The sequence below is a fragment of the Mesorhizobium sp. Cs1299R1N3 genome, from assembly GCF_037179625.1.
In the GTDB taxonomy this organism is placed as follows: domain Bacteria; phylum Pseudomonadota; class Alphaproteobacteria; order Rhizobiales; family Rhizobiaceae; genus Mesorhizobium; species Mesorhizobium salmacidum.
On sequence record NZ_JAPYKQ010000009.1, the window covers coordinates 108,610 to 133,760 of the forward strand.

Annotated in this window: 32 protein-coding genes; 27 read left to right on the plus strand and 5 right to left on the minus strand. The window is 63.8% G+C overall.

Annotated features, from left to right (window positions below; genetic code table 11):
* The first annotated feature begins 70 nt into the window (after positions 1-70).
* The gene (gene rimM / locus O7B34_RS19990) at positions 71-670 is read left to right on the plus strand and encodes a ribosome maturation factor RimM (protein ID WP_337147692.1); all 600 of its coding nucleotides are present in this window, start codon (positions 71-73) and stop codon (positions 668-670) included.
* Positions 667-1,365: a tRNA (guanosine(37)-N1)-methyltransferase TrmD gene (gene trmD, locus O7B34_RS19995; protein WP_337147693.1), complete on the plus strand. Its 699-nt coding sequence runs from the start codon at positions 667-669 to the stop codon at positions 1,363-1,365. The genes rimM and trmD overlap by 4 nt, the downstream gene beginning before the upstream one ends.
* Here trmD and O7B34_RS20000 read toward each other — a convergent pair.
* Positions 1,347-2,099, minus strand: a complete 753-nt coding sequence (locus O7B34_RS20000) for a sulfite exporter TauE/SafE family protein (protein ID WP_337142489.1) — start codon at positions 2,097-2,099, stop codon at positions 1,347-1,349. The genes trmD and O7B34_RS20000 overlap by 19 nt on opposite strands.
* A 339-nt stretch (positions 2,100-2,438) precedes the next feature.
* Between O7B34_RS20000 and rplS the strand changes: the two genes are divergently transcribed.
* From rplS to leuC, 8 genes are all read left to right on the plus strand, one after another.
* The gene (gene rplS / locus O7B34_RS20005; RefSeq protein ID WP_027055127.1) at positions 2,439-2,984 is read left to right on the plus strand and encodes a 50S ribosomal protein L19; all 546 of its coding nucleotides are present in this window, start codon (positions 2,439-2,441) and stop codon (positions 2,982-2,984) included.
* Between the two features lie 155 nt (positions 2,985-3,139).
* On the plus strand, positions 3,140-3,553 hold the full coding sequence (locus tag O7B34_RS20010) for an organic hydroperoxide resistance protein (RefSeq protein ID WP_337147694.1): 414 nt from the start codon (positions 3,140-3,142) through the stop codon (positions 3,551-3,553).
* Positions 3,550-4,092 carry a MarR family winged helix-turn-helix transcriptional regulator gene (locus O7B34_RS20015; protein WP_337147695.1) on the plus strand — a complete coding sequence of 181 codons (543 nt, stop codon included), beginning with the start codon at positions 3,550-3,552 and terminating at the stop codon, positions 4,090-4,092. Before O7B34_RS20010 ends, O7B34_RS20015 begins: the two co-directional genes overlap by 4 nt.
* Positions 4,093-4,288: 196 nt before the next feature.
* The gene (locus O7B34_RS20020) at positions 4,289-5,086 is read left to right on the plus strand and encodes a transporter substrate-binding domain-containing protein (protein WP_027145541.1); all 798 of its coding nucleotides are present in this window, start codon (positions 4,289-4,291) and stop codon (positions 5,084-5,086) included.
* Positions 5,087-5,349: 263 nt separating this feature from the next.
* Positions 5,350-6,159 carry an amino acid ABC transporter permease gene (locus O7B34_RS20025; RefSeq protein WP_027145540.1) on the plus strand — a complete coding sequence of 270 codons (810 nt, stop codon included), beginning with the start codon at positions 5,350-5,352 and terminating at the stop codon, positions 6,157-6,159.
* 52 nt (positions 6,160-6,211) lie between these two features.
* The gene (locus tag O7B34_RS20030; protein WP_337147696.1) at positions 6,212-6,847 is read left to right on the plus strand and encodes a class I SAM-dependent DNA methyltransferase; all 636 of its coding nucleotides are present in this window, start codon (positions 6,212-6,214) and stop codon (positions 6,845-6,847) included.
* A gap of 20 nt (positions 6,848-6,867) precedes the next feature.
* Entirely contained in the window at positions 6,868-7,020 is a 153-nt protein-coding gene (locus O7B34_RS20035) for a hypothetical protein (protein ID WP_198028824.1), read from the plus strand.
* A gap of 69 nt (positions 7,021-7,089) precedes the next feature.
* On the plus strand, positions 7,090-8,499 hold the full coding sequence (gene leuC / locus O7B34_RS20040; protein WP_027145538.1) for a 3-isopropylmalate dehydratase large subunit: 1,410 nt from the start codon (positions 7,090-7,092) through the stop codon (positions 8,497-8,499).
* A 38-nt stretch (positions 8,500-8,537) separates the two neighbouring features.
* Here the strand turns inward: leuC and O7B34_RS20045 are convergent, their stop codons facing one another.
* Positions 8,538-8,855: a hypothetical protein gene (locus O7B34_RS20045; RefSeq protein WP_027145537.1), complete on the minus strand. Its 318-nt coding sequence runs from the start codon at positions 8,853-8,855 to the stop codon at positions 8,538-8,540.
* A 149-nt stretch (positions 8,856-9,004) separates the two neighbouring features.
* Between O7B34_RS20045 and O7B34_RS20050 the strand changes: the two genes are divergently transcribed.
* The gene (locus O7B34_RS20050; protein ID WP_337147697.1) at positions 9,005-10,201 is read left to right on the plus strand and encodes a GGDEF domain-containing protein; all 1,197 of its coding nucleotides are present in this window, start codon (positions 9,005-9,007) and stop codon (positions 10,199-10,201) included.
* 75 nt (positions 10,202-10,276) lie between these two features.
* Positions 10,277-11,494: a GGDEF domain-containing protein gene (locus O7B34_RS20055; RefSeq protein WP_337147699.1), complete on the plus strand. Its 1,218-nt coding sequence runs from the start codon at positions 10,277-10,279 to the stop codon at positions 11,492-11,494.
* On the opposite strand, the gene O7B34_RS20060 is transcribed toward O7B34_RS20055, so the two are convergent.
* A complete protein-coding gene (locus O7B34_RS20060; RefSeq protein ID WP_442920980.1) occupies positions 11,478-11,882 on the minus strand; it encodes a hypothetical protein in 405 nt (134 codons plus the stop codon). The two genes, O7B34_RS20055 and O7B34_RS20060, sit on opposite strands and share 17 nt — an antisense overlap.
* A gap of 238 nt (positions 11,883-12,120) precedes the next feature.
* Here O7B34_RS20060 and O7B34_RS20065 point away from each other — a divergent pair, with 238 nt between their 5' ends.
* From O7B34_RS20065 to O7B34_RS20100, 8 genes are all read left to right on the plus strand, one after another.
* Positions 12,121-12,540: a hypothetical protein gene (locus O7B34_RS20065; RefSeq protein WP_337147701.1), complete on the plus strand. Its 420-nt coding sequence runs from the start codon at positions 12,121-12,123 to the stop codon at positions 12,538-12,540.
* A gap of 256 nt (positions 12,541-12,796) precedes the next feature.
* Positions 12,797-13,213, plus strand: coding sequence for a succinate dehydrogenase, cytochrome b556 subunit (sdhC, locus tag O7B34_RS20070; RefSeq protein ID WP_337147702.1), 417 nt, complete (start codon positions 12,797-12,799; stop codon positions 13,211-13,213).
* Positions 13,213-13,608, plus strand: a complete 396-nt coding sequence (gene sdhD / locus O7B34_RS20075; protein WP_337142480.1) for a succinate dehydrogenase, hydrophobic membrane anchor protein — start codon at positions 13,213-13,215, stop codon at positions 13,606-13,608. The genes sdhC and sdhD overlap by 1 nt, the downstream gene beginning before the upstream one ends.
* Before the next feature lie 4 nt (positions 13,609-13,612).
* Positions 13,613-15,448, plus strand: a complete 1,836-nt coding sequence (gene sdhA / locus O7B34_RS20080) for a succinate dehydrogenase flavoprotein subunit (protein WP_337147703.1) — start codon at positions 13,613-13,615, stop codon at positions 15,446-15,448.
* A 2-nt stretch (positions 15,449-15,450) separates the two neighbouring features.
* A complete protein-coding gene (locus O7B34_RS20085; RefSeq protein WP_337147704.1) occupies positions 15,451-15,885 on the plus strand; it encodes a DUF3052 family protein in 435 nt (144 codons plus the stop codon).
* Positions 15,885-16,664: a succinate dehydrogenase iron-sulfur subunit gene (locus O7B34_RS20090; RefSeq protein WP_337147705.1), complete on the plus strand. Its 780-nt coding sequence runs from the start codon at positions 15,885-15,887 to the stop codon at positions 16,662-16,664. Before O7B34_RS20085 ends, O7B34_RS20090 begins: the two co-directional genes overlap by 1 nt.
* Positions 16,665-16,811: 147 nt before the next feature.
* Positions 16,812-17,558 carry a nucleotidyltransferase domain-containing protein gene (locus O7B34_RS20095; RefSeq protein WP_337147706.1) on the plus strand — a complete coding sequence of 249 codons (747 nt, stop codon included), beginning with the start codon at positions 16,812-16,814 and terminating at the stop codon, positions 17,556-17,558.
* Complete coding sequence (locus O7B34_RS20100; protein WP_337147707.1) at positions 17,555-18,184, plus strand: YceH family protein; 630 nt, start codon at positions 17,555-17,557, stop codon at positions 18,182-18,184. Before O7B34_RS20095 ends, O7B34_RS20100 begins: the two co-directional genes overlap by 4 nt.
* A 157-nt stretch (positions 18,185-18,341) precedes the next feature.
* On the opposite strand, the gene O7B34_RS20105 is transcribed toward O7B34_RS20100, so the two are convergent.
* The gene (locus O7B34_RS20105; protein WP_027145525.1) at positions 18,342-18,767 is read right to left on the minus strand and encodes an OsmC family protein; all 426 of its coding nucleotides are present in this window, start codon (positions 18,765-18,767) and stop codon (positions 18,342-18,344) included.
* Between the two features lie 215 nt (positions 18,768-18,982).
* Here O7B34_RS20105 and O7B34_RS20110 point away from each other — a divergent pair, with 215 nt between their 5' ends.
* The 3 genes from O7B34_RS20110 to O7B34_RS20120 all read left to right on the plus strand — a co-directional run bounded on the left by O7B34_RS20110 (position 18,983) and on the right by O7B34_RS20120 (position 20,228).
* A complete protein-coding gene (locus O7B34_RS20110; protein ID WP_337147708.1) occupies positions 18,983-19,192 on the plus strand; it encodes a hypothetical protein in 210 nt (69 codons plus the stop codon).
* Positions 19,193-19,203: 11 nt separating this feature from the next.
* Positions 19,204-19,560, plus strand: coding sequence for a YciI family protein (locus O7B34_RS20115; protein ID WP_337107606.1), 357 nt, complete (start codon positions 19,204-19,206; stop codon positions 19,558-19,560).
* Between the two features lie 140 nt (positions 19,561-19,700).
* Positions 19,701-20,228: a hypothetical protein gene (locus O7B34_RS20120; protein WP_337142475.1), complete on the plus strand. Its 528-nt coding sequence runs from the start codon at positions 19,701-19,703 to the stop codon at positions 20,226-20,228.
* 14 nt (positions 20,229-20,242) lie between these two features.
* Here O7B34_RS20120 and O7B34_RS20125 read toward each other — a convergent pair whose 3' ends face one another.
* Complete coding sequence (locus O7B34_RS20125) at positions 20,243-21,502, minus strand: ubiquinone biosynthesis hydroxylase (RefSeq protein ID WP_337147709.1); 1,260 nt, start codon at positions 21,500-21,502, stop codon at positions 20,243-20,245.
* A gap of 99 nt (positions 21,503-21,601) precedes the next feature.
* On the opposite strand from O7B34_RS20125, the gene tesB reads away from it, so the two are divergent.
* The 4 genes from tesB to O7B34_RS20145 all read left to right on the plus strand — a co-directional run bounded on the left by tesB (position 21,602) and on the right by O7B34_RS20145 (position 25,092).
* Positions 21,602-22,462, plus strand: a complete 861-nt coding sequence (tesB, locus tag O7B34_RS20130; RefSeq protein WP_023771879.1) for an acyl-CoA thioesterase II — start codon at positions 21,602-21,604, stop codon at positions 22,460-22,462.
* A 299-nt stretch (positions 22,463-22,761) separates the two neighbouring features.
* On the plus strand, positions 22,762-23,100 hold the full coding sequence (locus tag O7B34_RS20135) for a P-II family nitrogen regulator (protein ID WP_127280023.1): 339 nt from the start codon (positions 22,762-22,764) through the stop codon (positions 23,098-23,100).
* 31 nt (positions 23,101-23,131) lie between these two features.
* On the plus strand, positions 23,132-24,487 hold the full coding sequence (locus tag O7B34_RS20140) for an ammonium transporter (RefSeq protein ID WP_027145518.1): 1,356 nt from the start codon (positions 23,132-23,134) through the stop codon (positions 24,485-24,487).
* Between the two features lie 326 nt (positions 24,488-24,813).
* Positions 24,814-25,092 (plus strand): hypothetical protein, encoded by a 279-nt coding sequence (locus tag O7B34_RS20145; RefSeq protein WP_337130567.1) that lies wholly within the window; start codon positions 24,814-24,816, stop codon positions 25,090-25,092.
* Positions 25,093-25,151: the final 59 nt, after the last annotated feature.

The window sequence follows — 25,151 nt, forward strand, 5'->3', positions numbered from 1 at the left end:
AGCGGTGAAGAGGCCGTCATTGAAATGACGGCGAGGCGGCGCTAGAGCAGGGGCAAAGGATTTTTCGCCCATGAGCAAACCCCAAAACCCCGTCCAGATGGCCGTGATCGGCGCCGCGCACGGCATCAAGGGCGAGCTCAGGGTGAAAACCTTCACCGGCGATCCAATGGCGCTGGCCGACTACGGGCCGCTCTACGCCAGGGACGGCCGTGCCTTCCAGATCACCGACATAAGGCCTGCCAACACCGTTGTCGTGGTGCGGTTCAAGGGCATCAACGACCGCAACGCGGCCGAGGCGCTTGCCGGTACGGAGCTGTTCGTCGACCGCTCGATGTTGCCCGACGATGGCGAGGAAGACGAATTCTACCATGCCGACCTGATCGGGCTGGAAATCCGGGATGATACTGGTGCTGCCATCGGCAAGGTCGTCGCGGTGCACAATTTCGGTGGCGGCGACATTCTCGATGTGACGCTCGCCGGGCGCAAGGGTGTGCTTATCCCGTTCACGCAGGCCGCCGTGCCTGCCGTGTCGATCGCCGAGGGTTTTGTCCGCGTCGACCCGGTGGCGGCCGGTCTGGTCGAGGACGAGGATGGCGAGGCGCCGCGCGAGGACGATTTCGACCCCAAGGGCAGGCCGCGCGGACCGCGCGACGCCGGGGGCAACCGGTGAGTTTTGCCGCGTCGGTGCTGACGCTCTATCCCGAGATGTTTCCGGGCGCGCTCGGCGTGTCGCTGGCCGGACGGGCGCTGGAGGCCGGCACATGGTCGCTTGATGCGATCCAGATACGCGATTTCGCCATCGACAAGCATCGCACCGTCGACGACACGCCGGCCGGCGGCGGCGCCGGCATGGTGATGCGCGCCGATGTGCTGGCCAGGGCGGTCGATCATGCTTCGCCTCCCGGTGATTTGCGGCCACGGCTGTTGATGAGCCCGCGCGGCAAACCACTGACGCAGGCGCGCGTGCGCGGGCTCGCCGCCGGGCCGGGCGCCGTCATCCTGTGTGGCCGCTTCGAAGGTATCGACCAGCGGGTGATCGAAGCGCGCGCCCTGGAGGAAGTCTCGATCGGCGATTTCATCCTGTCGGGTGGCGAGCCGGCGGCCCTCGTGCTGCTCGACGCCGTGGTGCGGCTGTTGCCCGGTGTCATGGGCAATGCCGTGTCCGGCGAGGAAGAGAGTTTCGAGAACGGCCTGCTCGAACATCCGCATTATACCAGGCCGCAGGAATTCGAGGGCCGGGAGATTCCCGAAGTGCTGATCTCGGGTAATCACAAGAAGATCGCCGCCTGGCGGCGTGAGCAGTCAGAGCGGCTGACGAAGGAGAGGCGGCCCGATCTTCTGGGCGCTCAGCCTTTGGTGAAATAGTAGAAGGCGAGAAACAGGCCGACGGCGACGACGAAGCCGCGCACCACGTTCTGCGGCACGCGCTTGGCGATCCAGACGCCGGCATAGCCGCCCAGCGCGCCGGCCGGGATCATGATGATCGCCTGCGGCCAGGCGACGACGCCGCCAGAGACGAAGACGACGATGGCGACAGCGGCGATGACCACCGCGAGCATGTTCTTCAATGCGTTCAGCCGGTGGTAGTCGCCGGCCTGGGTCAGGCCGAGGGTGGCCAGCATCATCACGCCCATGCCGGCGCCGAAGAAGCCGCCATAGATGGCGGTGACGAATTGCGCCAGCGAACCGGCGAGAGAACCCACGGCCGCTTCATGTCCAGGTTTCGGCGCCGGCTTCAGCCAGGGTCCGGCGGCAAACAGCGCCGTCGCGCCCAAAAGCAGCCACGGCACCAGGGCGCGAAAGGATGGATTGTCGAGCGCCAGCAGGATCAGCGCGCCGGCCAGCGCGCCGCCGGCCGAGATCAGGCAGAGCAGCAGCGCGCCGCGCCAGAAGTGCCTGATGTCGTCCCAATAAGCGAGCGTCGAGGTGATGTAGCCGGGAAATTGCGTCACCGAGGAGGTGGCGTTGGCGAGGATCGGCGGCACGCCGACCAATGTCATGGCGCCGAAGGTGATGAAGGTGCCGCCGCCGGCGACCGCGTTGGCGGCGCCTGACAGAAAGCCCGCCAGGAAGAGCAGGATGGCGTCGAAGACAGACATGGAGGGCCGCCGTAAGGGTGTGTGCTATTTCTGCCTTAGGGAGCTTGCCGGACCCGCGCAACCCGGCACGGCAGGATTAAGATGGTGCCATGCCTGGAGCCATGCCGGTAAAAAATGCGTGGCCAAGGCGTGACAAAGCGCCGAAATAGCTGTATGTGCCCGCCCGTACCGGCAAGAACGATCTGCCGGACCCGTCAACAATGACGGTGTAGTCGCCCCTGCCCGATGTTTTGAAGACAAATGTCTTGGAGGCAAAGGACATAGCCGAGCGGTCGAATGGAACTGCAAGGCGAGCGTAGGGCGCTCTGACTGTCGGAAGAACAAGAAGTGGATTTTTAGATGGATCTCATCCGTCAGCTCGAGGCCGAACAGGCCGCCAAGATCGAAGCCAAGCGCAAGCTTCCCGAATTCCAGCCCGGCGACACCGTGCGCGTCCAGGTCCGCGTGACCGAAGGCACCCGCACCCGCGTCCAGGCCTATGAGGGCGTCGTCATCGCCCGCGCCGGTTCCGGCTTCCAGGAAAATTTCACCGTCCGCAAGATCTCCTACGGCGAAGGCGTCGAGCGCGTGTTCCCAGTCTACTCGCCGATGGTCGAAGGCGTTGAGATCGTGCGCCGCGGCAAGGTGCGCCGCGCCAAGCTCTATTACCTGCGCGATCGTCGCGGCAAGTCGGCTCGTATCTCGGAAAACACCGGCGTGCGCGCCCGCAAGCTCAACGATGAGGAGCGCGACGCGCTGAACGCCGAGAAGGCCCGCATCGAGGCCGAGAAGGTCGCCGCCGCCCAGGCGCTGGCCGCCGAGACGGCAGCCAAGGAAGCCGCCGAGAAGAAGGCGGCCGCCGAGGCCGAAGCAGCCAAGGCCGCTGAAGCGACCCCCGCCGAATAAGGTTCGACGAAGGATTTTGAAAAGGCGGCTTCGGCCGCCTTTTTTCGTTTCACCAGACTGTGAGCGCTTTCAGTTCCGGGAATACGGAACGGTAGTTGACGTCCAATTATATAGTGTACTAAATAATCGTGCACAATATGATTGGAGACTACGATATGGCACTCTACACCACACAGGCTCACGTGACCGGCGGTCGGGCCGGTCATGGCGAGACCAGCGACGGCCTGCTCAAGGTCGACCTGGCGATGCCCAAGGAGCTCGGCGGACCGGGCGGCGCCACCAATCCCGAACAGCTTTTCGCCATCGGCTATGCCGCCTGCTTCGAAAGCGCCGTCCGCTTCGTCGCGCGCAAGCAGAAGCTGCCGCTCGAGGATGCCGTGATAACCTCGACCGTCAGCCTGCTTCCCAACGGCGAGGGCTTCAGGCTCGGCGTCGCGTTGGCAGTGGAGACAAAAGGCCTTGATCAGGCGGCGGCGGAAGCGCTTGTATCGGCGGCGCATCAGGTTTGCCCCTATTCGAACGCCATCAAGGGCAATGTCGAGGTGGCGCTTTCGGTAAAGGCGGCATGACGACAAAGGTCGAAACGAAAGACAGCGAGGCCCCGGCGGAGGCCGCCGGGGCGATCCCGGTGCCACGGCTCGATCAGCAGCTCTGCTTCGCGCTCTATTCGGCGAGCGGACTGATGACCAAGCTTTACCGGCCGTTGCTCGATCCGCTCGGCCTGACCTATCCGCAATATCTGGCGATGCTGGCGCTGTGGGAACGCGCGCCGAGCACGGTGGGCGACCTTGGCGAAGCGCTGGGCCTGGATTCGGCGACGCTGACGCCGCTGCTCAAGCGAATGGAGGCGGGCGGCCTTGTCACTCGCCGGCGCGATGCCGCGGACGAGCGCCGGGTGCTGGTCGAGCCGACAGCCAAGGGCCAGGCCCTGCGCGCCCGCATGAAGGACGTCTCGGCCGCACTTGCCTGCAGCGTCCCGCTCGGACCAGGCGAAGCGAAGGCCCTGCACGGCACACTCACCCATCTTGTCGCGGGCCTGCGTAGCGCTGTGGCCGACGACCGGTCGACGGACGCGGAAGCGTCGGTCCCCGACACGGGAAAATCCTAGCCGTCAACGCAGCCGTCCATTGCCGTGGCACGGATCGTTCCGGAATCTCCGGATTGAAGGCATCCAAATCCGTTTTGGGCTATCCCGACGCAGCGGACCGTCTTGCATGGCGCTTGCGGAAAGCTAAAGTCGGCGCCGGATTTTCCTGCAAGCCCGGTCGATATCCGGGTGCTTTCAATTTCCGGGGAGTGTTGTCATGACCAAATCAAAATTGCTGCTGGCCGGCCTGCTGGCTCTAGTCCTGGCGCCCATTGCCGCCTTCGCGCAGGCGCTGCCCGATCTCGGCGGCAAAAAGGTGGTGGTGGTGACGGAGAATGCCTATCCGCCGCTGCAATTCATCGATGCCAAGACCGGCAAACAGATCGGCTGGGAATATGACGCGATGAACGAGATCGCCAAGCGGCTCAATTTCAAGGTCGAGTACCAGAACACCTCCTGGGACGCGATGATCCAGGCGGTTTCGGATAACCAGTACAACATCGGCATGACCGGGATCACCATCAAGGACGACCGCAAGCAGAAGGTGGATTTCTCCGACCCCTATATGCGCTCGGAACAGTTCATGCTGGTGCGCGGCGATGAAAGCCGCTTCACCGACGCCAAGACCTTCGGCGCCTTCAAGGACGGACTGATCGGCGCGCAGGCGGGCACCACGCCGTTCTATACCGCCGTCTACAGCGTGCTGGACGGCAATGAGCAGAACCCACGCATCAAACTGTTCGAAACATTTGGCGCCACGGTGCAGGCGCTGAAATCCGGCGATGTCGATGTCGTGCTGACCGACGGCACCGCGGGCAAGGGCTATGTCGATGCTTCGGAGGGCAAGCTGAAGCTGATCGGCGGCCCGCTCGGCACCGAGGATTTCGGCTTCATCTTCCCCAAGGGCTCGGACCTGGTGAAGCCGGTCAACGCGGCGATCGCGGCGCTCAAGGCGGATGGAACGCTCGATGCGCTCAACAAGAAATGGTTCCTTGATTACAAGATGGGGCAGTGATTTCCATTGCCGCGCACATTTGATGAGGCGCAAGAACTCGCGCGGCGTCTGCGCTTGAACACCCCCCTCTGCCCTGCCGGGCATCTCCCCCGCAAGGGGGGAGATTGGCTGGTTTATCCGCCTTCGCTAATCGTTGAGAATGGAGAAAGAGCGCCGCCGAAAAGGCTGCCGATCTCCCCCCTAGAGGGGGAGATGTCCGGCAGGACAGAGGGGGGCGCCTGGGTGCGTCCCCCTCGCAGTTCTTGCGTCGCCGACCTGTCCTAATGGCAGCCCCCTCCATCTCCAAACCCGACTTTCCCTGGTGGCTCGCCGTTGCCGCGGTGCTGGCGTTGGTGGCCGCACTCGCCATCGCGGCCAGCGATCTCTACGCGCAGGTCTTCGCTACTGTCGCAAAGGGCATCGGCATCACCGTCTTCGTCACCGTGGTTGCTTTCGCCATGGCGTCGATCATCGGCCTCGGCATTGCGCTCATGGGCCTGTCGGGCTCGACCTGGCTGCGGCAGATCGCGCGCTTCTATGTCGAGATCATTCGCGGCGTGCCGATCCTGGTGCTGCTGTTCTGGATCGCGTTTGCCGGCGCGCCGGCGTTCGTCGCGGCCTGGAACGCGCTGACCGCACCGCTGCAGAGCGCCGGCATTCTCGGCGAGCTGCTGGTGCGCGACGTGTCGTTGCTGTGGCGCGCCATCATGGCGCTGACCATCGGCTATTCGGCCTTCATCTCGGAGGTTTTCCGGGCCGGCATCCAGTCGGTCGAGAAAGGCCAGATCGAGGCGGCGAAGGCCTTGGGGCTGAGCCGCGCGCAGCGCTTCCGGCTGGTCGTGTTCCCGCAAGCGATCCGCACCATCCTGCCGCCGCTCGGCAATGATTTCGTCGCCCTGGTCAAGGATTCCTCGCTGGTCTCGGTGCTTGGCGTCGCCGACATCACGCAGATGGGCAAGGTCTACGCCGCCGGCTCATTCCGCTTCTTCGAGACCTATTCGATAACAGCCTATATCTATCTCATCCTCACCGTCGGCCTGTCGCTGTCGCTCAGGGCGCTGGAACGGCGTTTGCGCCGCCAGCACGAGGAATAGTTTTTCGGCCAGGACAGCGTTAGGCTCGGGTGCTCACCGGAGGAGCGTGCCCATGAACATCGACAAGGCCAATGCGGCGCTGGATTCGGTCTACACGGCCGATACGCCCGAAACGCTGGCGCAAGCCTATGCCGCATGGGCCGCGACCTATGACAGCGAAACCGCCTCGCTCGGTTACCTCCTGCCGTTCCTGATCACCGCCTGGGTGGCGCGCCACGTGCCGGCGGGCGAGGGGCCGCTGCTCGACGCCGGCTGCGGCACCGGCCTGTCGGGACCTTCCTTGAAAGCGCTCGGTTACACCGACATTGCCGGGCTGGATCTCTCGGACGACATGCTCAAGATAGCCGGCAGCCGCAATGCCTACAGCGAGCTGAGGCAGGCGATGCTTGGCGGCCCGCTGCCGTGGCCGGACGGCCATTTCCGCGCCTTCTTCTCCACCGGTGTGTTCACCATCAGCCACGCGCCGGCGTCTGGCCTGCACGAGCTGGTGCGCATCACGAAGAAGGGCGGCCACGCCATCTTCACCGTGCGCGACCAGGTTTTCGAGAGCGGCGGGTTCCAGGCGGTGTTCGATGAATTGGAGCAGGGAGGAAAGTGGCGGACGGTTGAGGCGAGCCCGTGGTTTCGCTGCTATGCGATTGCCGAGCCGGACGCGCTGGTGAGGACCTTTGTGTTCGAGGTGATCTGAGCGCTGGCGACACGCCGCAATTGCCGAAAACCCAAAACATTGCTATCTACCCGGCCATGGAAGAGCTTTTTGGCGATCCGGCCTACAAGGGATTCGTGCTGCAGGACAGAAAACGCCTGCCGTCGCGCTTCTCCGCGCGCGTGTCCGGCGCCCTGACCAGCCGACTTCGCTGATCCCTGACGGCCGGCCGCAAGCTTGCGGCATCAGTTCTTTCCCATTCTCATATCGACGGATTTACGCACATGAGCGCACCGCGCACCCTCTACGACAAGATTTTTGACGACCATGTCGTCGACCGCCAGGACGACGGCACCTGCCTGCTCTATATCGACCGCCACCTCGTCCATGAAGTGACCAGCCCTCAGGCCTTCGAAGGGCTGCGCATGAGCGGCAGAAAAGTCCGTCACCCGGAAAAGACGCTGGCCGTTGTCGATCACAATGTCTCCACCTCGCCCGAGCGCAAGTTCGGCATCAAGAACGAGGAAAGCCGCATCCAGGTTGAGGCGCTGGCCAAGAACGCCAGGGATTTCGGCGTCGAGTATTATTCCGAGAACGATATCCGCCAGGGCATCGTCCACATCATCGGACCTGAGCAGGGCTTTACGCTGCCGGGCATGACCATCGTCTGCGGCGACAGCCACACCTCCACCCATGGTGCTTTCGGCGCGCTGGCGCATGGCATCGGCACGTCCGAGGTCGAGCATGTGCTGGCGACGCAGACGCTGATCCAGCGCAAGGCCAAGAACATGCTGGTCCGCGTCGATGGCGTGCTGCCGGAAGGCGTCACGGCCAAGGACATCATCCTCGCCATCATCGGCGAGATCGGCACCGCCGGCGGCACCGGCTATGTTATCGAATATGCCGGCGAGGCGATCCGTGCGCTGTCGATGGAAGGCCGCATGACGATCTGCAACATGTCGATCGAAGGCGGCGCGCGCGCCGGCCTGATCGCGGCGGACGAGACCACCTTCGCCTATGTCAAGGACAAGCCGCGCGCGCCCAAGGGCGCTGCCTGGGACGCGGCGCTCGAATACTGGAAGACACTGCGGACCGACGAAGGCGCGCATTTCGACAAGGTGATCGTGCTCGACGCGGCCAAGCTGCCGCCGATCGTCTCCTGGGGCTCCTCGCCCGAGGACGTCGTCTCCGTGCAGGGCATCGTTCCCAACCCGGAAGACATCACCGATGAGAACAAGCGCACCTCCAAGCTGCGCGCGCTCGACTATATGGGCCTGACGCCGGGGACGAAGATCACCGACATCACGCTCGACCGCGTCTTCATCGGCTCCTGCACCAATGGCCGCATCGAGGATCTGCGCGCCGTCGCCAAGGTGGTCGAAGGCAAGACGGTCAGCCCGCATGTCGATGCCATGATCGTGCCGGGCTCCGGCCTGGTGAAGGAGCAAGCGGAAGCCGAGGGGCTGGACAAGATCTTCCTCGCCGCCGGTTTTGACTGGCGCGAGCCGGGCTGCTCCATGTGCCTGGCCATGAACGACGACCGGCTGAAGCCGCATGAACGCTGCGCCTCGACCTCGAACCGCAATTTCGAGGGCCGGCAGGGCTTCAAGGGCCGCACCCATCTGGTGTCGCCGGCGATGGCGGCGGCGGCGGCGATCGCCGGCCACTTCGTCGACATTCGCGACTGGAAATAAGCAGGTTAGGCTTTGACCCGAGCCTTGCGCGGCCCGGGTCAGGCCTTGCCGTCACGCCGGATGAGCTCGTGGAATTCCTCGCGGCGACCAGGTTCGTCCGCCGCGACCACGAGCGCCAGCTGCTGCTCTTCGAAGAGCTTGAACCATTCGTCCCATTCGACAAGCTCATAGCCGCCGGCATTGACGGGCCGTTCCGGCTGGTCCTGGTCCTGATAGGCGTTCTGGCCGAAGACCAGCCTCAGCATGGGCTGCGTCCCTGCCTCGGGCGATATGTCGACGATTGCCGGAAAGCCGGCACGCCCGGCAGCCCATGAACGGATTGCATCGTGGTCGGTCAATGTGATCGTGTCGGCCATGGCCTGCTCCTGGATTGTGAATTCAGGAACGCTGCCGACCGCACCGGGTTCCCCGCCGACATATCGCGCCAACACCCTGGCTTAACGGCTTGTTTGGGCTTGCCCCCTAAGGTCTTCCGTGACGTCAAGCGAAGGGAAGTCACGGTCCTTTGGACACTGGCCTGTTCATAGCGTTGCTCAATCCGACGATCGCGCTGGCGCTCGGCGCGGCGTTTCTCGTGCTGTGGTTCTATCAGCGCCATCGCCCCTATCTGGCCGTGCTGGCGCTCAGCTACTGCGTCTCGGCGCCCGGCTTCCTGTTCCAGTATTTCACCTTGCCGATCGGCATGGTGCTGACCAAGCTGGTGTCGAACATCTGCTTCACCATCGCCGCCTGCTGCCTGTCCGGCGCCATCATCGCCCGCTACGGCAGGAAGGTGCCCGGTGTGGCGATCGCCGTGCTGGCGGGCGGCGGCCTTGCGGCGTTCGCGTGGTTTCTCTTCGTCACCCCGGATCTCACCTGGCGCATCCTGGCGATGAATTTTGGTTTCGGCGGCGTCAGCCTGCTCGTCGCCGCCGAATTGCGCCCGGTGCGCAACAATGGCCCGACAGAAAAGATCCTGTTCGTGCTGTCGCTGCTGTCCAGCGTCAATTTCTTCGTGCGCACCCTGGCGGTAGTCATCGCGCACGGGCCCTTCGCCAGCTATGACGGCTTCTACGGCTCGTCCTATTGGACGACGGCGCTGTTGTCGCACGCACTGCTGTCGCTGCTGATCGCGCTATGCCTCTTCACCGCGGCCGCGCTCGACGTGATGAAGGCGCTGAAGACGGAAACCCATACCGACCCGCTTTCGGGGCTGCTCAACCGCCGAGGTTTCGAGGAGCGCGCCGCCATGCTGCTGCAGCATTGCGCCATGGCCAAATTCCCGGTGGCGCTGGTGCTGGCCGACCTCGACCATTTCAAGGCCCTCAACGATACGCACGGGCATGCCGCCGGTGACCGCGTGATTGCTGATTTCGCCGCCAAGCTGCGCTCGGCCACGGGAGCACGAGGTGCCGCGGGGCGCATAGGCGGCGAGGAATTCGCCGTGCTCCTGCCACTGACCGACCTCGCCGCCGCCCGGCTGTTCGCCGAGGCGGTGCGCACACTCTATTCGGCCGGCGGCGTCGACGGGCTTCCCGCCGGCACGAAGGTCACCGCCAGCTTCGGCGTGGCGGCCCGCAGCGGCGACGAGACGCTGGAACCCTTGTTGCGCCGGGCCGACGAGGCGCTTTACAAGGCCAAGAAAAACGGCCGCGACAGCGTGCGCCTCTCCTACGAGCGGCCGGAGACAGTGTTCGTGCCGGAGCCGCTCAGGGCCAGCTGACCGCCGCATCCGCGCTCGGCGTTAACGTCTTTTTCGCCCGTCGATGTTTAGCTGTCGGCAGGGGTTTGAGGATCCATGAGCGGCGCCAACTTCATCCTGTTGATCAACCTGGCGGTTGCCGGCCTGCTGGCGGCATCCTTCATGGCTGTCTCGTTCCACGATACCGGCCGCGTGCCGGCGCGCTGGCTGGCGTCAGGTTATGTCCTGGGCATGGCCTATTCGGCGATCGAATTCTGCATTCCCGTCTTCAGCGATGCGCGGCTTCCCGTGGTTATCGCCTTTGCCGTTTTCCTTGGCGCCACCATTGCCTTCAATGGCGGACTTGCCCGCAAATATGGCGTGGCGCCGCCATGGACGCCGATGCTGTTCTTTCTGGCCGTCACCACCATCGCGGTCTATTTCGTGCAGGATCTGCCGCGCCAGTCGCTCACCCGCATGATGGCCTACCAGCTTCCCTACGCAGCCATGCAGTTCGCCGGCCTCGGCATCGTCTGGTCGTCGAGGCAAAGCCGCGGTCGGCTCGACCTGATCCTGATGGCGTTGCTTGCCGCCAGCGGCCTGCAGTTTGCCTCAAAACCGTTCATCGCGCATGCGCTCGGCGGCTGGGGCGCCAATCCGCAGACCTATCTGCAAAGCAGTTACGCACTGGTGTCGCAGTCGCTGGGCACTGTCTTTGCCTTGGCGCTGGCGCTGCTGATGCTGGCCATTCTCGTTCGCGATGTGCTTGCCGAAGTGACGTCGAAGTCGGAGGTCGACACGCTGTCGGGCCTGCTCAACCGTGGCGGTTTCACGCGTCACGCGGAGCTGGCCGTGCACGACGCCACGCGCCTGGGCGCGCCGGTGGCAATGGTCATTGCCGATCTCGATCATTTCAAAAGCGTCAACGACAGTTTCGGCCATGCCTCCGGCGATCGGGTGATCGAGACCTTCGCCGGCCTGCTGCGAGAGGCGGCCGAGGGTCATCACGTGGTTGGCCGCATCGGTGGCGAGGAGTTCGCCATTATCCTGACAGGAGCCAACCTTGCAGCCGCCCGGCTGTTGGCGGAAGGCATCCGCCACGCATTCGGCGCGTTGCCCGTCAACGGGTTGCCGCCCGACACCCGCTGCACGTCGAGCTTCGGCATTGCCGAGCTTCACATGGGCGAGGGTTTCTCCGACCTGATGCGGCGTGCGGATGAAGCGCTCTACCTGGCAAAGAATGCCGGGCGCGACTGCGTGCGTGTCTCCACCGGGCCAGCCGATGGGCTGGCCGTGGTAAAAATCGCCCAGGCCCGTATCAGCGGCAGGGGCTGAGCTCCGGCATCTCGCCGTCGGAAAGGCCGTACATATAGGAGCGGCCCTTGACGAACACCGGCGGGCGATAGCAGTCGCCGTCGCCCGATATGTCGTCGGATTCATTCTGGTAGATCACCTTGGGCTGGCCGGCGCTGGTGTAGTCGGACAGTTGTTTGGCCAGCTTGCCTTCGCCTACGATGATGCGCTTGTAGCCGGCGGCGCTGTCGATGACGAGATTGCCGAACGAATCGGCGTAGACGCGGTCGTGATGACGCAAGCCGGCCTCGGCCGGCGCGGCCACCGCAACGGCAAGTGCCGCCAGCGCGACCGCGAGGCCTGTTCGGACTAGTTTGGCCCGGACCAGTTTGGCCCGCACTGAGTTGGCCCGCACTGAGTTGGAATGCATGTCGCTCTCCCTTTGTCGGCGCGAGAGAGATCGCGCCCCGATCTGATCCGAATCGGAAATTAACTCTTTCTTAACCTTTGTTAAGGGGAGGAGCGGCTCGATGGCCGTTTCTTAATGAACATGGTTAATTTTTGCGGTTCGCCGCCGATGTCCCCAACCGGTCGACATGGCCGGTCGGGCGAACTTGATCTTGCCGCGCCGCGTGGCTAGCGTGCCCCGGGGCATGAGGGGGCAGCACATGATGTTTGGCCGAACGGTTCGGGTGTCGTTCATTATTCCGCTGCTTCTCGCGGCCGGTGCCTGTGTGCCGGAAGACGGCGCGCCCAAGGCCGCGGGCACGGTTACACCCGTGGTGCCGCCTGCCGCCCAGCAACTGCCCGCGCCACCGGCAACCAAGATCACCACGGACCTCACCGCGCCACGCCTCACCACGGGCATGGCCACCTATAGGTGCGGCAATGGCGGCATGATCACCATCCAAAATCTCGGCACGTCGCTGCGCGTGGTCGGGCAGGAAGGCGCCAGCGAGGAGTTCGCGGCATCGCCGGCAAACCAGAGCAGCCGCTACCAAGCGGTGACGCATGACGCAATCGTGATCGACGGGCGCGAGGCGCTGGTGATGAAGAGGGGGTCGACGCCGCAGACCTGCACCCGCTGATGCAAATCCCGGCACGGCAGCGCCTCGGGCCAGACATGCTGCACTGCAACGATATCGAGCCGGCTTCGGGTGTTCAGCCGCTAATCGATTGAAGCCGCATCCGGCCTTTTAGTCAGACTAAATTACGTTTTCGAAACGGTTTTCTGGCTTTGACGCGGTGCAAAAAGAGCATTAGAAACCGGCTGTCCGAAGTCGCAACCGGAAGCGGCAATGCCGCATTTCCACCTGAGGCGGGAGACGCCGAACTGGGGCAGCCATGAGCAAATCACCAGCCACCCAAGCCAGACGCGAAAGGCCGCTTTCGCCGCACCTGACGGTCTACCGGCCGCCGATCACAATGACGATGTCGATCATCCATCGCATCACCGGGGGCGCGCTCTATTTCGGCACGCTGCTGGTCGTGGTCTGGCTGATGGCGGCGGCAAGTTCGCAGGGTGCTTTCGACTGGGTGAACTGGGCGTTCGGCACATGGCTCGGCCGGCTCATCCTGTTCGGCTACACCTGGGCGCTCATGCATCACATGCTGGGCGGTGTCCGCCATCTGATTTGGGATACCGGCGCCGGACTTGAAAAACACACGGCCTCGAAGATTGCCTGGGCGACGCTTGCCGGCTCGGTCCTGCTCACACTCTTGATCTGGATCGCCGGCTATATGGCGCGGGGAGCTTTGTGATGAGTGCGAAAAACACCGACATGCGCACCCCGCTCGCCAAGGTGCGCGGCCTGGGCTCGGCCCGCGAAGGCACGGGACATTTCTGGCGCCAGCGGCTGACGGCGATCGCCAACATTCCGCTGATCCTGTTTTTCACCGGGTTCCTGATCGCGCTCAACGGCGCCGGCTATGCGCAGGTGCGGGCAGCGCTCGCCAACCCGTTCGTGGCGTTGGTGATGGCCCTGGTGCTTATCTCGCCGCTCTATCATATGCGGATCGGCATGCAGGTGATCATCGAGGACTATGTGCATGGCGAAGGCATGAGGCTGGCGCTGATCGCCCTCAACACATTCTTCACCATAGCGGTCGGCGTTGCTTCGCTCTTCGCCCTGCTGAAACTGGCATTCGGAGGCTGAAGTCTTGGCCCAGGACACGAAATCAGCCAACGCGGCAGGCTACACCTTTGTCGACCACAAGTTCGACGTGGTCATCGTCGGCGCCGGGGGCGCGGGCCTGCGCGCCACGCTCGGCATGGCCGAGCAGGGCCTGCGCACCGCCTGCATCACCAAAGTGTTCCCGACGCGCTCGCATACGGTCGCCGCGCAAGGCGGCATCGCCGCCTCGCTCTCCAATATGGGTCCGGATTCCTGGCAGTGGCACATGTACGACACCGTCAAGGGGTCGGACTGGCTGGGCGATGTCGATGCCATGGAATACATGGTGCGCGAGGCGCCGGCCGCGGTCTACGAGCTCGAACATTACGGCGTGCCTTTCTCGCGCACCGAAGAGGGCAAGATCTACCAGCGGCCGTTCGGCGGCCACATGATGAACTATGGCGACGGCCCGCCCGTGCAGCGCACCTGCGCCGCGGCCGACCGCACCGGCCACGCCATCCTGCATACGCTCTACGGCCAGTCGCTGAAGAACAACGCGCAGTTCTTCATCGAGTATTTCGCGCTCGACCTGATCATGGAGCCGGACGGCACCTGCACCGGCGTCGTGGCGTGGAATCTCGATGACGGCACCATCCACCGCTTCTCGGCCAAGATGGTGGTGCTGGCGACCGGCGGTTATGGGCGCGCTTATTTCTCCGCCACCTCGGCGCATACCTGCACCGGCGACGGCGGCGGCATGGCCGCACGGGCCGGGCTTCCCCTGCAGGACATGGAGTTCGTCCAGTTCCATCCGACCGGCATTTACGGCGCCGGATGCCTGATCACCGAGGGCGCGCGCGGCGAGGGCGGCTACCTCGTCAACTCCGAGGGCGAGCGCTTCATGGAGCGCTACGCACCATCGGCCAAGGACCTCGCCTCGCGCGACGTCGTCTCGCGCTGCATGACGCTGGAAATCCGCGAAGGCCGCGGCGTCGGCAAGAACAAGGACCACATCTTCCTGCACCTCGATCATCTCGATCCGGCGGTTTTGCACGAACGGCTTCCAGGCATTTCGGAGTCGGCAAAAATCTTCGCTGGCGTCGACCTGACCAAGGAGCCGATCCCGGTGCTGCCGACGGTGCACTACAATATGGGCGGCGTGCCGACCAATTACTGGGGCGAGGTGCTCAACCCGACCGCCGAAAACCCCGACCGGATCTCGCCCGGTCTGATGGCGGTCGGCGAGGCGGGCTGCGCTTCCGTGCACGGCGCCAATCGGCTGGGCTCGAACTCGCTGATCGATCTGGTGGTGTTCGGCCGCGCCGCGGCGATCCGCGCCGGCCAGGTCATCGACCGCAAGGCGGCGATCCCGTCGCCCAACCAGGGTTCGGTCGACAAGATCATGGATCGCTTCGACCGGCTGCGCCACGCCAACGGCTCGACGCCAACGGCGGTTCTGCGCGAAAAGATGCAGAAGGCGATGCAGGAGGACGCGGCCGTGTTCCGCACGCAGGAATCGCTCGAAAACGGCTGCAAGCGCATTTCGCAAATCTGGACCGAGCTCAAGGACATAAAGGTGTTCGACCGCTCGATGATCTGGAATTCGGACCTGGTCGAGACGCTGGAGCTGGAAAACCTGATGGCCAACGCCATCACCACCGTCCATGGCGCCGAGGCGCGCAAGGAGAGCCGTGGCGCGCACGCGCGGGAAGATTTTTCCGCCCGCGACGACGCCAACTGGCGCAAGCACACGCTCGCCCATCTCGGCGAGAACGGTGCGGTGACGCTGACCTACCGGCCGGTGCACACCGAGCCGCTGGTGGCGGAGAAAGACGGCGGCATCAGTCTCGCCAAGATCGCGCCGAAGGCCAGGGTGTACTGACCATGGCGACGGCGGCGGGATATTCCGGCACGCCCCTTCCGGCCAAGCTCGGCCTGAAGGATGGCATGATTGCCGCCTTCATCGCGCTGCCAAGCGAACTCGAGGGCCTCACTGAGGCCGTCGATTTTGCCGAGGTCGACCGACTGGCCGAATGGTCCGACGTTTCGGGCGCAACCCTGAAATACGACGCTGTCCACGCCTTCACCCGGCAGCGCGCCGAGATCGAGGATCGCCTCGGCGATGTCGAAGCGGCGATCAAGCGCGACGGCATGATCTGGGTCTCCTGGCCAAAGAAGGCTTCCAAAATGGACACCGATGTCACCGAAGGCGTTGTCCGCGCTGAAGCGCTCAAGCTCGACCTTGTCGACGTCAAGGTCGCCGCCGTGAATGAAATCTGGTCCGGGCTGAAGCTCGTCATCCGAAAGGACCTGAGGTAATGGTCGAACTCACCCTCCCGAAGAACTCGAAGATCCAACAGGGCAAGACCTGGCCGAAGCCGGAGGGTGCCACCAATCTGCGCGAATATCGCATCTATCGCTGGTCGCCGGACGATGACGAGAACCCGCGCATAGACACCTATTTCGTCGATATGGACGATTGCGGGCCGATGGTGCTCGACGCGCTGCTGTGGATCAAGAACAAGATCGACCCGACGCTGACCTTGCGCCGTTCCTGCCGTGAGGGCATTTGCGGCTCCTGCGCCATGAACATCGACGGTTCGAACACGCTTGCCTGCACCAAGGGCTGCGACGACGTTTCAGGCGCGATCAAGGTCTATCCGCTGCCGCATATGCCCGTGATCAAGGACCTGGTGCCCGACCTTACCAATTTCTACGCCCAGCACGCCTCGATCGAGCCATGGCTGAAAACGGTGTCGCCAACGCCGGCCAAGGAATGGCTGCAGAGCCATGAGGACCGCGAGAAGCTCGACGGGCTTTACGAGTGCATCCTGTGCGCCTGCTGCTCCACCTCGTGCCCGAGCTACTGGTGGAACGGCGACCGCTATCTCGGCCCGGCGACGCTGCTGCAGGCCTATCGCTGGCTGATCGACAGTCGTGACGAGGCCAAGGGCGAACGGCTCGACAATCTCGAAGACCCGTTCCGGCTCTATCGCTGCCACACCATCATGAATTGCGCGCAGACCTGCCCCAAAGGGCTGAATCCCGCGAAGGCGATCGCCGAGATCAAGAAGATGATGGTGGAGCGGCGCGTCTGACGGCGATCGTTTTTCTCTTTTGTGCGCCTTCGGCGACACGACTGCCGAGATCAAGAAGATGATGGTGGAGAGAACGGTCTGAAGCCGACGTTACCCGCTGATTTCTCCCTGGACGCCGTCGCAGCAATTCGGGCACGACTCGATCTGGTGCGAACGCAAGGTGTAAGAATCCTGTTCGCCATCGAAAGTGGCAGTCGCGCCTGGGGGTTTCCGTCGCCCGACAGCGACTATGATTGCCGCTTTGTCTATATCAGGGCGGTCCCGGATCACCTGGTCCTGCAGCAGCCGCGCGACGTGATCGAATTCCCGATTGAAGGCGAGATTGACGCCGGTGGCTGGGATCTGCGTAAAGCCTTGCTCCTGGCGCTAGGCGGCAATGCGGTCATCGTCGAATGGGCGAAGTCGCCTATCGTCTATGAAGAGGTCGCGGGATTTCGCGCGCGTCTTCTCGACCTGCTGGCCGAGATCGTCGATCCGGGAAAGGTATCGCACCACTATCTCGGCCTGGCGCGCTCGCACGTCGCCAAGATCGGCAGTTTTTCCGGTGAGGTGAAGCTGAAGAAGCTGTTTTACCTGATCCGCCCCCTTGTGGCTCTCGACTGGATGGAACAGCGCCGCTTTGCCAGCCTGCCGCCGATGAACCTTGGCGAATGCCTCGACGAGACGGACGTGCCGGCTCCTGCAAGCGAGGAAATCCGTCGCCTGATCGAGCGGAAAAGCCAGACACGGGAAATGGGATCCGGTCTGATCCCAGCCGCAATCGCACGCTATCTCGAAGCGCGCTATGGTCACCACCAGATGAACCTTGCCGCCACGGTCAGGGACGAGGCCCGCCAGGCGCGCAAACAGGCACTTGCAATCGATTTTTACCGCCGGGAGGCTGGACTTCAATGAGCGATGACCTTCCCATTCTCTCTCCCGTCGAAACGCGTGTGCTTGGCTGCCTGATCGAGAAGAAGGAGCTGACGCCGGACGTCTATCCGCTGACGCTCAACGCGGCACTTGCCGCCGCTAACCAGAAGACGGCGCGCGAACCTGTCATGGCGCTGGAGCAGACAGAGGTGCACCGGGCCCTGAAGCTGCTCGAGCAGAAGGGTCTCGTGCGGCAGATGTTCGGCTCGCGCGTGGAGCGTTATGAGCATCAGATGGCGCAGCGCTTCTCGCTGACCACGCCGCAGACCGCGTTGCTCGGCCTGCTCCTGCTGCGCGGACCGCAGACGGCGCATGAGCTGCTGGCGCGCGCTGAGCGCATGGCGCGGTTTGCGTCGATCGAAGACCTGCGCGGTGAACTCGACATGCTGATCGGCCGCCGGCCACCGCTGGTCCAGGAAATCCCGCGCGGGCCGGGCCAGCGCGAGGACCGCTACGTGCATCTCCTCGCTGGCCCGGTGGACGTTGCCGCTCTATCGGCTCAGCGTAGTGCGCCGACTATCCCCGCCTCCGACCTGGAAGCGAGGGTGGAGGCGCTGGAGCAGGAAGTCGCAGCGCTTCGTGCCCGGCTTGATGCGCTGGGCGGTTGAGGCCGCCAATACCAAATGTTGGCGGGCAGCGCCCCCTCTGTCCTGCCGGACATCTCCCCCAAGAGGGGGGATATTGGATGCCGCGACCGTTTTCGCCAATCTCCGCTGCAGAAACGCCGGCCCTGGGGCCGGCGTTTGTCATTTCAGACCAGGCTCATCAGCCAAGCCTGGCGTCGAGCGAAACCTTGATCGCGCCGAGCGCCTGGGAAACCGGGCATTCGGCCTTGGCCTTCTCGGCCAATTCCTTGAATTTCGCGGCATCGATGCCGGGTACCTTGCCGACCAGCGTGATCGCGCTGCCGGTGATGCCTGTGCCTGGAACCAGCGTCACCACGGCCTTGGCGTCGAGTTCGGCCGCCGGCGTGCCGTTCTCGGCCAGGAAATGCGAGAGCTGCATGGCGTAGCAGCCGGCGTGCGCGGCGGCGATCAGTTCTTCCGGATTGGTGCCGGACTTGCCGCTTTCGTCCTCGAAGCGCGCCTTGAACGAATAGGGCGTGCCCTTCAGGGTTCCGCTCTGGGTGTCGAGCGTGCCCTTGCCCTCTTTAAGATTGCCTTTCCAGACGGCGTTTGCGGTGCGGTCCATGGAGTCCTCCTGGGTTGATTTCGGTAAGCCTGTCGATCAGCGTCCGGTCAACTATAGCGCGGGCAGACGTGAAGGCCACTGCGCTCTTTCGACAAGGTGCCGGCTGCGGTGTTTGCATTTTATTTCCGAAAAAATGTGCGTGCAAAAATGTCGAATTGCATCTGCCTCGGCCGTCCTGCGGGCGGCCACGGATTTCGTGGCGGATGGAGGTTCACATGAACAATCTATTTTCTGCTCACTGGACAAGCACCGGCCGCCAGGCAGGTGAACAAGAAATCGACTGGTTGCGGCAGCCGGCGTCCGGCTTTGGCCGGCTGCTTGTGGCGGTCGCCATCATCGGGGTCGGGGTGTGCTTCCTCGATCATGCGGCGGACAAAGGCCCGGCTGACAAGTTGATCGCCTCATCCTATGGTTCGTCACGATAAGGGAGATGGACATGCAGTACGTTTGCCTGGTCTACGGCGAAGAGAAAGATCTCCATGCCATGACGACAGAGCGGTTGGCCAAGCTCGACGCCGATTCGATGGCCCATGACCGGTCATTGGACCAGCGCGGTATGCTGATTATCGCGCAGGCGCTGCAATCGGTGAAAACCTCGAAAACCGTCCGCAGACGCAAGGGCAAGAGACTTGTCACCGACGGCCCGTTCGCGGAAACCAAGGAGCAGTTGCTTGGTTTCGTCATGATCGAAGCGAAGGATCTCGACGAGGCGCTGGACATCGCCGGCGAGATTCCGCTGGCCGAAATCGGCACCGTCGAGGTGCGCGCGATCTACAACGTGCCGGGGTCATAATCCCTGTCATGCGTTGCGGTCACCTGGAACCCGAGGGCGTTCGATTGAGCGAACGTCCTGTTTTGCCGGGCTCAGCTCTTGCGTGTTGAAGCGAGCCACGAGTTCTCCTATCGTCGCCCAGGACTTTGGGGGATCTGGACATGCCTTTCCTGATTGCTGTCCTTGGTGTGCTCGGAGCGGCGGCGCTTTGGTGGTACCGGATGAAGGCCATGAACGACGCCGCGCGCGAGGTCGCCGACGTCGTCGGGCGCGTGCAAGGCAACATCCGGCGCAAGAAGCTGCGCAAGCAGGCCGCACTCTCGCCGCTGACGGCGATCGATGATCCGGTGGTGGCCGCCGCGACGCTCATTGCATCCATTGTCTCCGAGAATGGCCCTATCCTGCCGCAGCGCGAGGCTGTCATCCGGTCGGTGATTTCCGAGATCGCCGACAAGAAGAAGACGGATGAGGCGGTGATCTATGCCAAGTGGGCGGCCTCGCAGATCGACGATGCCACTGTCGTCATCGACAAGCTGGCGCCGTTCCTGCGCGAGCGTCTCGACGTCGCGGAACGAAACGATCTGCTGCAGATGGTGAACCGGGTCGCCCAGGGCGGCGAGCAGCGCCTGCAGATATCCGACCAGAGGATATTGCGTCTGCGCCAGAAGCTCGGCTTCGAGGTCAACTAGCCCGCGACAGGCGATCAGATCGCCTCGCCTTTCAATAGCCGCGGCGTGCCGGCCGAAAGCCCCGACGCCTGGCGGATGAAGAACTCCTTCAGCCGTGGCATGCGTTCGACGAGGCCGAGGCCGATGTCGCGAACGGTGCGCAGCGGGGTGATGTCGTTGGAAAACAACCTGTTCAGCACATCGGTCGTGATGCCCATCTGCACCGTGTCGAAGCGGCGCCATTGCTGGTAGCGTTCCAGCACGTCGAGCGCGCCGATGTCCTGGCCGAGCCGGTCGGCTTCGACGATCACCTCGGCAAGTGCTGCCACATCCTTGAAGCCGAGATTGAGGCCCTGGCCGGCGATCGGATGGATGCCATGGGCGGCATCGCCGGCAAGCGCGATGCGCGGCGCGACGAAGGCGCGCGCGATGGTCAGCCCAAGCGGCCAGGCGCGCGGCTTGTCGGCGACGCGGATATCACCGAGCTTGAGGCCGAAGCGCTGTTCGAGTTCATGTTCGAAGACGAGATCGTCGCCTTCCACGAGTGCTTTCGCGTCTTCCGCCCGTTCGACCCAGACGATCGACGAACGGTTGGTGCCATCCTCGTCGGGTTTCAGCGGCAGCGTGGCGAAGGGGCCGGCGGGAAGGAAATGTTCTTCGGCGCGGCCGTTGTGCGGCCGCTCGTGAGCGACGGTGCAGACGATGCCAGACTGGCCATATTCCCACTTGACCGTCTTGATGCCAGCCATGTCGCGCAGTTTCGAATTGACACCGTCGGCGGCAACCAGCAGCCGCGCCGTCAACGTGGCGCCGTCGGCCAGATGCACCGTGATGCCGGCGCCATTGGCCTCAAACCCTTGCACCGCGACGCCTTCGATGATGTCGATACCGAGCCTTTCGGCCTTGGCCCGCAAGGCGCCGTTCAACGCCCTGTTGGCGACCATGTGCGCGAAGGGTTCGCCCGGCGCCACCTCGCCGCCGAAGGTCAAGAAGACCGGGCGCACCGGATCGGCGCTGCGTGAATCGGTGATGATCATCTCGGTGATCGCCTGCGCCCGCGGTGCGATCTCGGCCCAGACGCCGAGCTGGTCGAGCATGCGGCAGGCGGCCGCGGCGATGGCCGAGGCGCGGCCATCCCTTCGCCAGGAACCGGCGGGCGCCGCATCGACCAGCGCCACGGCAAGGTGCGGGCGGGCCTGCTTCAGCGAGACCGCGGCGGCCAGGCCGACATAGCCGGCGCCGGCGACGAGGACATCGAGCCCGGATCTGGTCTTTGCGTCCGCCTTGCGTTCCATTGTCCTGGCTCCTTGCCCGCCGACCGGGGCCCGCGCCCTTGACGGCTCGTTCTTCCTGTCGGAAACCGCCATAGCAATTTTGCGGCGAGGTCACAAAACATGACGGCGGCGATCGACGAGCTTCTGCGCATTCTCGACCTCGAGAGGCTGGAACACAATCTGTATCGTGGTCGCAGCCCCCAGGTGGAGTGGCAGCGCGTGTTCGGCGGCCAGACCATCGCACAGGCGCTGGTGGCGGCGCAGCGGACGGTCGAGCCGGACCGTTTCGTGCATTCGCTGCACGGCTATTTCATGCGGCCGGGCGACATCAAGGTGCCGATCATCTACGAGGTCGACCGCATCCGCGACGGCGGCTCCTTCACCACGCGGCGCGTGCTGGCGATCCAGCACGGACAGGCGATCTTTTCGCTGGAAGCTTCGTTCCAGGTCGACGAGAAGGGGCTCGAGCACCAGTTCGCGCTGCCCGACGACGTGCCGCCGCCGGAAGGTCTGAAGACGCAGCGCCAGCTACTCGAAACCGCCGACCGGGTGCCGGAGGCGGTGCGACGCTTCTGGGCGCGCGAGCGGCCGCTGGAACTGCGACCCGTCAATCTCCAGCACTATGAAAGCCGCGACAAGCTGCCGCCCCGGCAGAATGTCTGGATCCGTCTTGCCGGCCCGGTTCCCGACGATCGCGCACTGCAGTCGGTGCTGCTCGCCTATCTCTCCGACATGACGCTGCTCGACACCTCGACCTTCGCGCATGGGCGCGGCCTGTTCGATCCAGACATCCAGGCCGCCAGCCTCGACCATTCGATGTGGTTCCACCGGCCGCATTCGCTCGACGGCTGGCTGCTCTATGCGCAGGACAGTCCCTCGAGCTCGGGATCGCGCGGTTTCAGCCGCGGCACGCTCTATGCCCGTGACGGCACGCTGATCGCCTCGATGGCCCAGGAAGGCCTGATCCGGCTCAAGCGTTGAGCATCGCGAGTCTTGTTTGAGCAAGATTCTTTCCGAAAGCCGGTTCCATAGTTTGTAGTCATGCCCAAAGCCGGCAAAGTAGGCAATTTCGCAAAAATGCCTATTTTTTAATCAGATGGTACGCCGCACACGCAGGCACCTGCCGGCCCCGGCCGCTCCAATCCCTTTGCTTACAATGGGTTAACACCCTGCTTCGGCAGTTGGCACGGAGCTTGAATCCTTGAGGGCACTCTCCGGCTCTTTGGGATCGGTGAAGGTGTGCAAACGCGGGGGACCGCAACAGCAAAGGGTGAAACCTTATGAAAATCGTGATGGCAATCATCAAGCCGTTCAAGCTGGACGAGGTACGCGAAGCGCTTACCGCCGTCGGCATCCAGGGCCTGACCGTCACCGAAGTCAAAGGCTACGGGCGTCAGAAGGGACATACTGAAATCTATCGCGGGGCGGAATACGCGGTCTCCTTCCTGCCGAAGATCAAGATCGAAGTCGCGGTCGCGGCAGACATGGTCGACAAGGCCGTCGAAGCCATCACCGCCGCGGCCAAGACCGGCCAGATCGGCGACGGCAAGATCTTCGTCTTCGGCATCGACCAGGCGGTGCGCATCCGTACCGGCGAAACAGACACCGACGCGCTCTGAGCGGCGAACACGTATTCCAATGGAGAGTTCAATGAATATTCCTTCCACCTTGAAGACGACGGGAAGGGCAGCCCTGCTGGGCTCGCTCGCTCTTGCAGCGTTGGGCAGCGTCGCCGCCTTCGCGCAGGAAGCCGCACCCGCTGCCGCGGCTGCCGCGCCGGCGGCCACTCCAGCCCCGGTGCTCGATACCGGCAACACCGCCTGGATGCTGACCTCGACGGCGCTGGTGCTGATGATGACCATCCCGGGCCTGGCGCTGTTTTACGGCGGCATGGTGCGCAAGAAGAACGTGCTCGCCACCATCATGCAAAGCTTCGCCATCACCTGCCTGGTGACGGTGCTGTGGTTCATGTTCGGCTATTCGCTGGCCTTTTCCGACGGCGGCGGCATGAATGCCTATCTCGGCGGCACTTCAAAATTCTTCCACCACGGCATCACCACGGCCAGCCTGTGGCTGCCGGGTGTGGCCAACATCCCTGAATTCGTCTTCTCGATGTTCCAGATGACCTTCGCGATCATCACGCCGGCGCTGATTGCCGGCGCCTTCGCCGAGCGCTTCAAGTTCTCGGCACTGCTGATCTTCATGGCGCTGTGGCTGCTGATCGTCTACGTGCCGATCGCGCATTGGGTCTGGGGCGGCGGCTTCCTCGGTACGGCTGGCGTTCTCGACTTCGCCGGCGGCACGGTCGTCCACATCAATGCCGGTGTCGCGGGCCTCGTCTGCGCGCTGGTGCTCGGCAAGCGCGAAGGCTATGGCACCACCAACATGGCGCCGCATAACCTGGTCTATTCGGTCATCGGCGCATCTCTGCTGTGGGTCGGCTGGTTCGGCTTCAACGCCGGTTCGGAACTGGCGGCCGACGGCCTTGCCGGTGCCGCCATGCTCAACACCCAGGTTGCCACCGCCGCTGCGGCATTGGCCTGGATGTTCGCCGAATGGATCATCGCCAAGAAGCCTTCCGTGCTCGGCATCATCTCGGGCGCCGTCGCCGGCCTCGTCGCGGTGACGCCGGCTTCCGGTTTCGTCAACCCGACCGGCGCCTTCATCGTCGGTATCGTGGCTGGCGTCGTCTGCTACCTCTCGGCGGTCAAGGTGAAGCACATGTTCGGCTATGACGACTCGCTCGATGCCTTCGGCGTGCATGGCGTCGGCGGCGTGGTCGGCGCCCTGCTGACCGGCGTGCTTGCCGACCCGGCGATCAACAGCCTCTCGTCGGGCGCTTCGCTCGGCAAGCAGATCTACGGTGTCGCCGTCACCATTATTTGGACGGCGGTCGCCACCTTCGTCATCCTCTACGTCGTCAAGGCGCTGGTCGGCCTGCGTCCGTCGACCCAGGAAGAGGTCGAAGGCCTCGACATCTCCCAGCATGGCGAAGTGGTGCCGTAAGGCATCCTTGCCAAGGGACCGGCGGAAACCTCCTCCCGCCGGTCCCTTATCTCCACGCAATTCCGGACGGAAAACCGCGAAAGCACTTTTCCTGGAATTGTTTGAAAAGTATCCCGTCGTGACGTTCCCACAAGGAGCTCACGCCTTGAGGCCCGGATCGCTCCGGGCCTCTTTTTTGGCAATTCCTTCTGGTCAAGATCAACTTCGCGCAATCACGTTCGCGTGAAGCAGAGTTTCGAGGAAACATCGACCAGCCTGTCTCCGAACTGTGGAGGCGACCGTCGTTCTGACGCTCGCGTTTTGAAACACAGGGAAGGAATTTTCTCATGAACCTCAAGAATATCTGCCTCGGGGCACTCGCGCTTTCCATGGTCAGCGGCTTTGCATTTGCCGGCGCACTGGACGAGCCGGACAACATGGCGCCGTTCTTCACCGATTCCAGCATGAAAACCATGAAGCCGATGGCGGAATTCAAGACAGCTTTCATGGCCATGCCGAAGGAGAAGCAGGACGCCATGATGAAGGAATGCCAGGATGCGGCGATGAGCAAGCCGCACGCCGAGTTCTGCGCCAATGTGAAGATGCTCGGCGGCGCCAACAAGTAACACGCGGCCCGACCCGACGAATGGATGGCGGGCCAGGGCGCCCGCCATTTTCATGTGGT

What these genes read in the sequence shown, in the direction of transcription:
- O7B34_RS20110 (WP_337147708.1), top strand. Translation starts at nt 18,983, where the DNA reads ATGAACAATCTATTTTCTGCTCACTGGACAAGCACCGGCCGCCAGGCA.
- sdhC (WP_337147702.1), top strand. Translation starts at nt 12,797, where the DNA reads ATGAGCAAATCACCAGCCACCCAAGCCAGACGCGAAAGGCCGCTTTCG.
- O7B34_RS20010 (WP_337147694.1), top strand. Translation starts at nt 3,140, where the DNA reads ATGGCACTCTACACCACACAGGCTCACGTGACCGGCGGTCGGGCCGGT.
- sdhD (WP_337142480.1), top strand. Translation starts at nt 13,213, where the DNA reads ATGAGTGCGAAAAACACCGACATGCGCACCCCGCTCGCCAAGGTGCGC.
- O7B34_RS20085 (WP_337147704.1), top strand. Translation starts at nt 15,451, where the DNA reads ATGGCGACGGCGGCGGGATATTCCGGCACGCCCCTTCCGGCCAAGCTC.
- O7B34_RS20065 (WP_337147701.1), top strand. Translation starts at nt 12,121, where the DNA reads ATGATGTTTGGCCGAACGGTTCGGGTGTCGTTCATTATTCCGCTGCTT.
- rimM (WP_337147692.1), top strand. Translation starts at nt 71, where the DNA reads ATGAGCAAACCCCAAAACCCCGTCCAGATGGCCGTGATCGGCGCCGCG.
- O7B34_RS20000 (WP_337142489.1), bottom strand. Translation starts at nt 2,099, where the DNA reads ATGTCTGTCTTCGACGCCATCCTGCTCTTCCTGGCGGGCTTTCTGTCA.
- O7B34_RS20135 (WP_127280023.1), top strand. Translation starts at nt 22,762, where the DNA reads ATGAAAATCGTGATGGCAATCATCAAGCCGTTCAAGCTGGACGAGGTA.
- O7B34_RS20145 (WP_337130567.1), top strand. Translation starts at nt 24,814, where the DNA reads ATGAACCTCAAGAATATCTGCCTCGGGGCACTCGCGCTTTCCATGGTC.
- O7B34_RS20125 (WP_337147709.1), bottom strand. Translation starts at nt 21,502, where the DNA reads ATGGAACGCAAGGCGGACGCAAAGACCAGATCCGGGCTCGATGTCCTC.
- O7B34_RS20060 (WP_442920980.1), bottom strand. Translation starts at nt 11,882, where the DNA reads ATGCATTCCAACTCAGTGCGGGCCAACTCAGTGCGGGCCAAACTGGTC.
- O7B34_RS20025 (WP_027145540.1), top strand. Translation starts at nt 5,350, where the DNA reads ATGGCAGCCCCCTCCATCTCCAAACCCGACTTTCCCTGGTGGCTCGCC.
- tesB (WP_023771879.1), top strand. Translation starts at nt 21,602, where the DNA reads ATGACGGCGGCGATCGACGAGCTTCTGCGCATTCTCGACCTCGAGAGG.
- O7B34_RS20105 (WP_027145525.1), bottom strand. Translation starts at nt 18,767, where the DNA reads ATGGACCGCACCGCAAACGCCGTCTGGAAAGGCAATCTTAAAGAGGGC.
- O7B34_RS20120 (WP_337142475.1), top strand. Translation starts at nt 19,701, where the DNA reads ATGCCTTTCCTGATTGCTGTCCTTGGTGTGCTCGGAGCGGCGGCGCTT.
- O7B34_RS20090 (WP_337147705.1), top strand. Translation starts at nt 15,885, where the DNA reads ATGGTCGAACTCACCCTCCCGAAGAACTCGAAGATCCAACAGGGCAAG.
- O7B34_RS20140 (WP_027145518.1), top strand. Translation starts at nt 23,132, where the DNA reads ATGAATATTCCTTCCACCTTGAAGACGACGGGAAGGGCAGCCCTGCTG.
- O7B34_RS20020 (WP_027145541.1), top strand. Translation starts at nt 4,289, where the DNA reads ATGACCAAATCAAAATTGCTGCTGGCCGGCCTGCTGGCTCTAGTCCTG.
- O7B34_RS20055 (WP_337147699.1), top strand. Translation starts at nt 10,277, where the DNA reads ATGAGCGGCGCCAACTTCATCCTGTTGATCAACCTGGCGGTTGCCGGC.
- O7B34_RS20015 (WP_337147695.1), top strand. Translation starts at nt 3,550, where the DNA reads ATGACGACAAAGGTCGAAACGAAAGACAGCGAGGCCCCGGCGGAGGCC.
- leuC (WP_027145538.1), top strand. Translation starts at nt 7,090, where the DNA reads ATGAGCGCACCGCGCACCCTCTACGACAAGATTTTTGACGACCATGTC.
- O7B34_RS20030 (WP_337147696.1), top strand. Translation starts at nt 6,212, where the DNA reads ATGAACATCGACAAGGCCAATGCGGCGCTGGATTCGGTCTACACGGCC.
- O7B34_RS20045 (WP_027145537.1), bottom strand. Translation starts at nt 8,855, where the DNA reads ATGGCCGACACGATCACATTGACCGACCACGATGCAATCCGTTCATGG.
- O7B34_RS20100 (WP_337147707.1), top strand. Translation starts at nt 17,555, where the DNA reads ATGAGCGATGACCTTCCCATTCTCTCTCCCGTCGAAACGCGTGTGCTT.
- rplS (WP_027055127.1), top strand. Translation starts at nt 2,439, where the DNA reads ATGGATCTCATCCGTCAGCTCGAGGCCGAACAGGCCGCCAAGATCGAA.
- O7B34_RS20115 (WP_337107606.1), top strand. Translation starts at nt 19,204, where the DNA reads ATGCAGTACGTTTGCCTGGTCTACGGCGAAGAGAAAGATCTCCATGCC.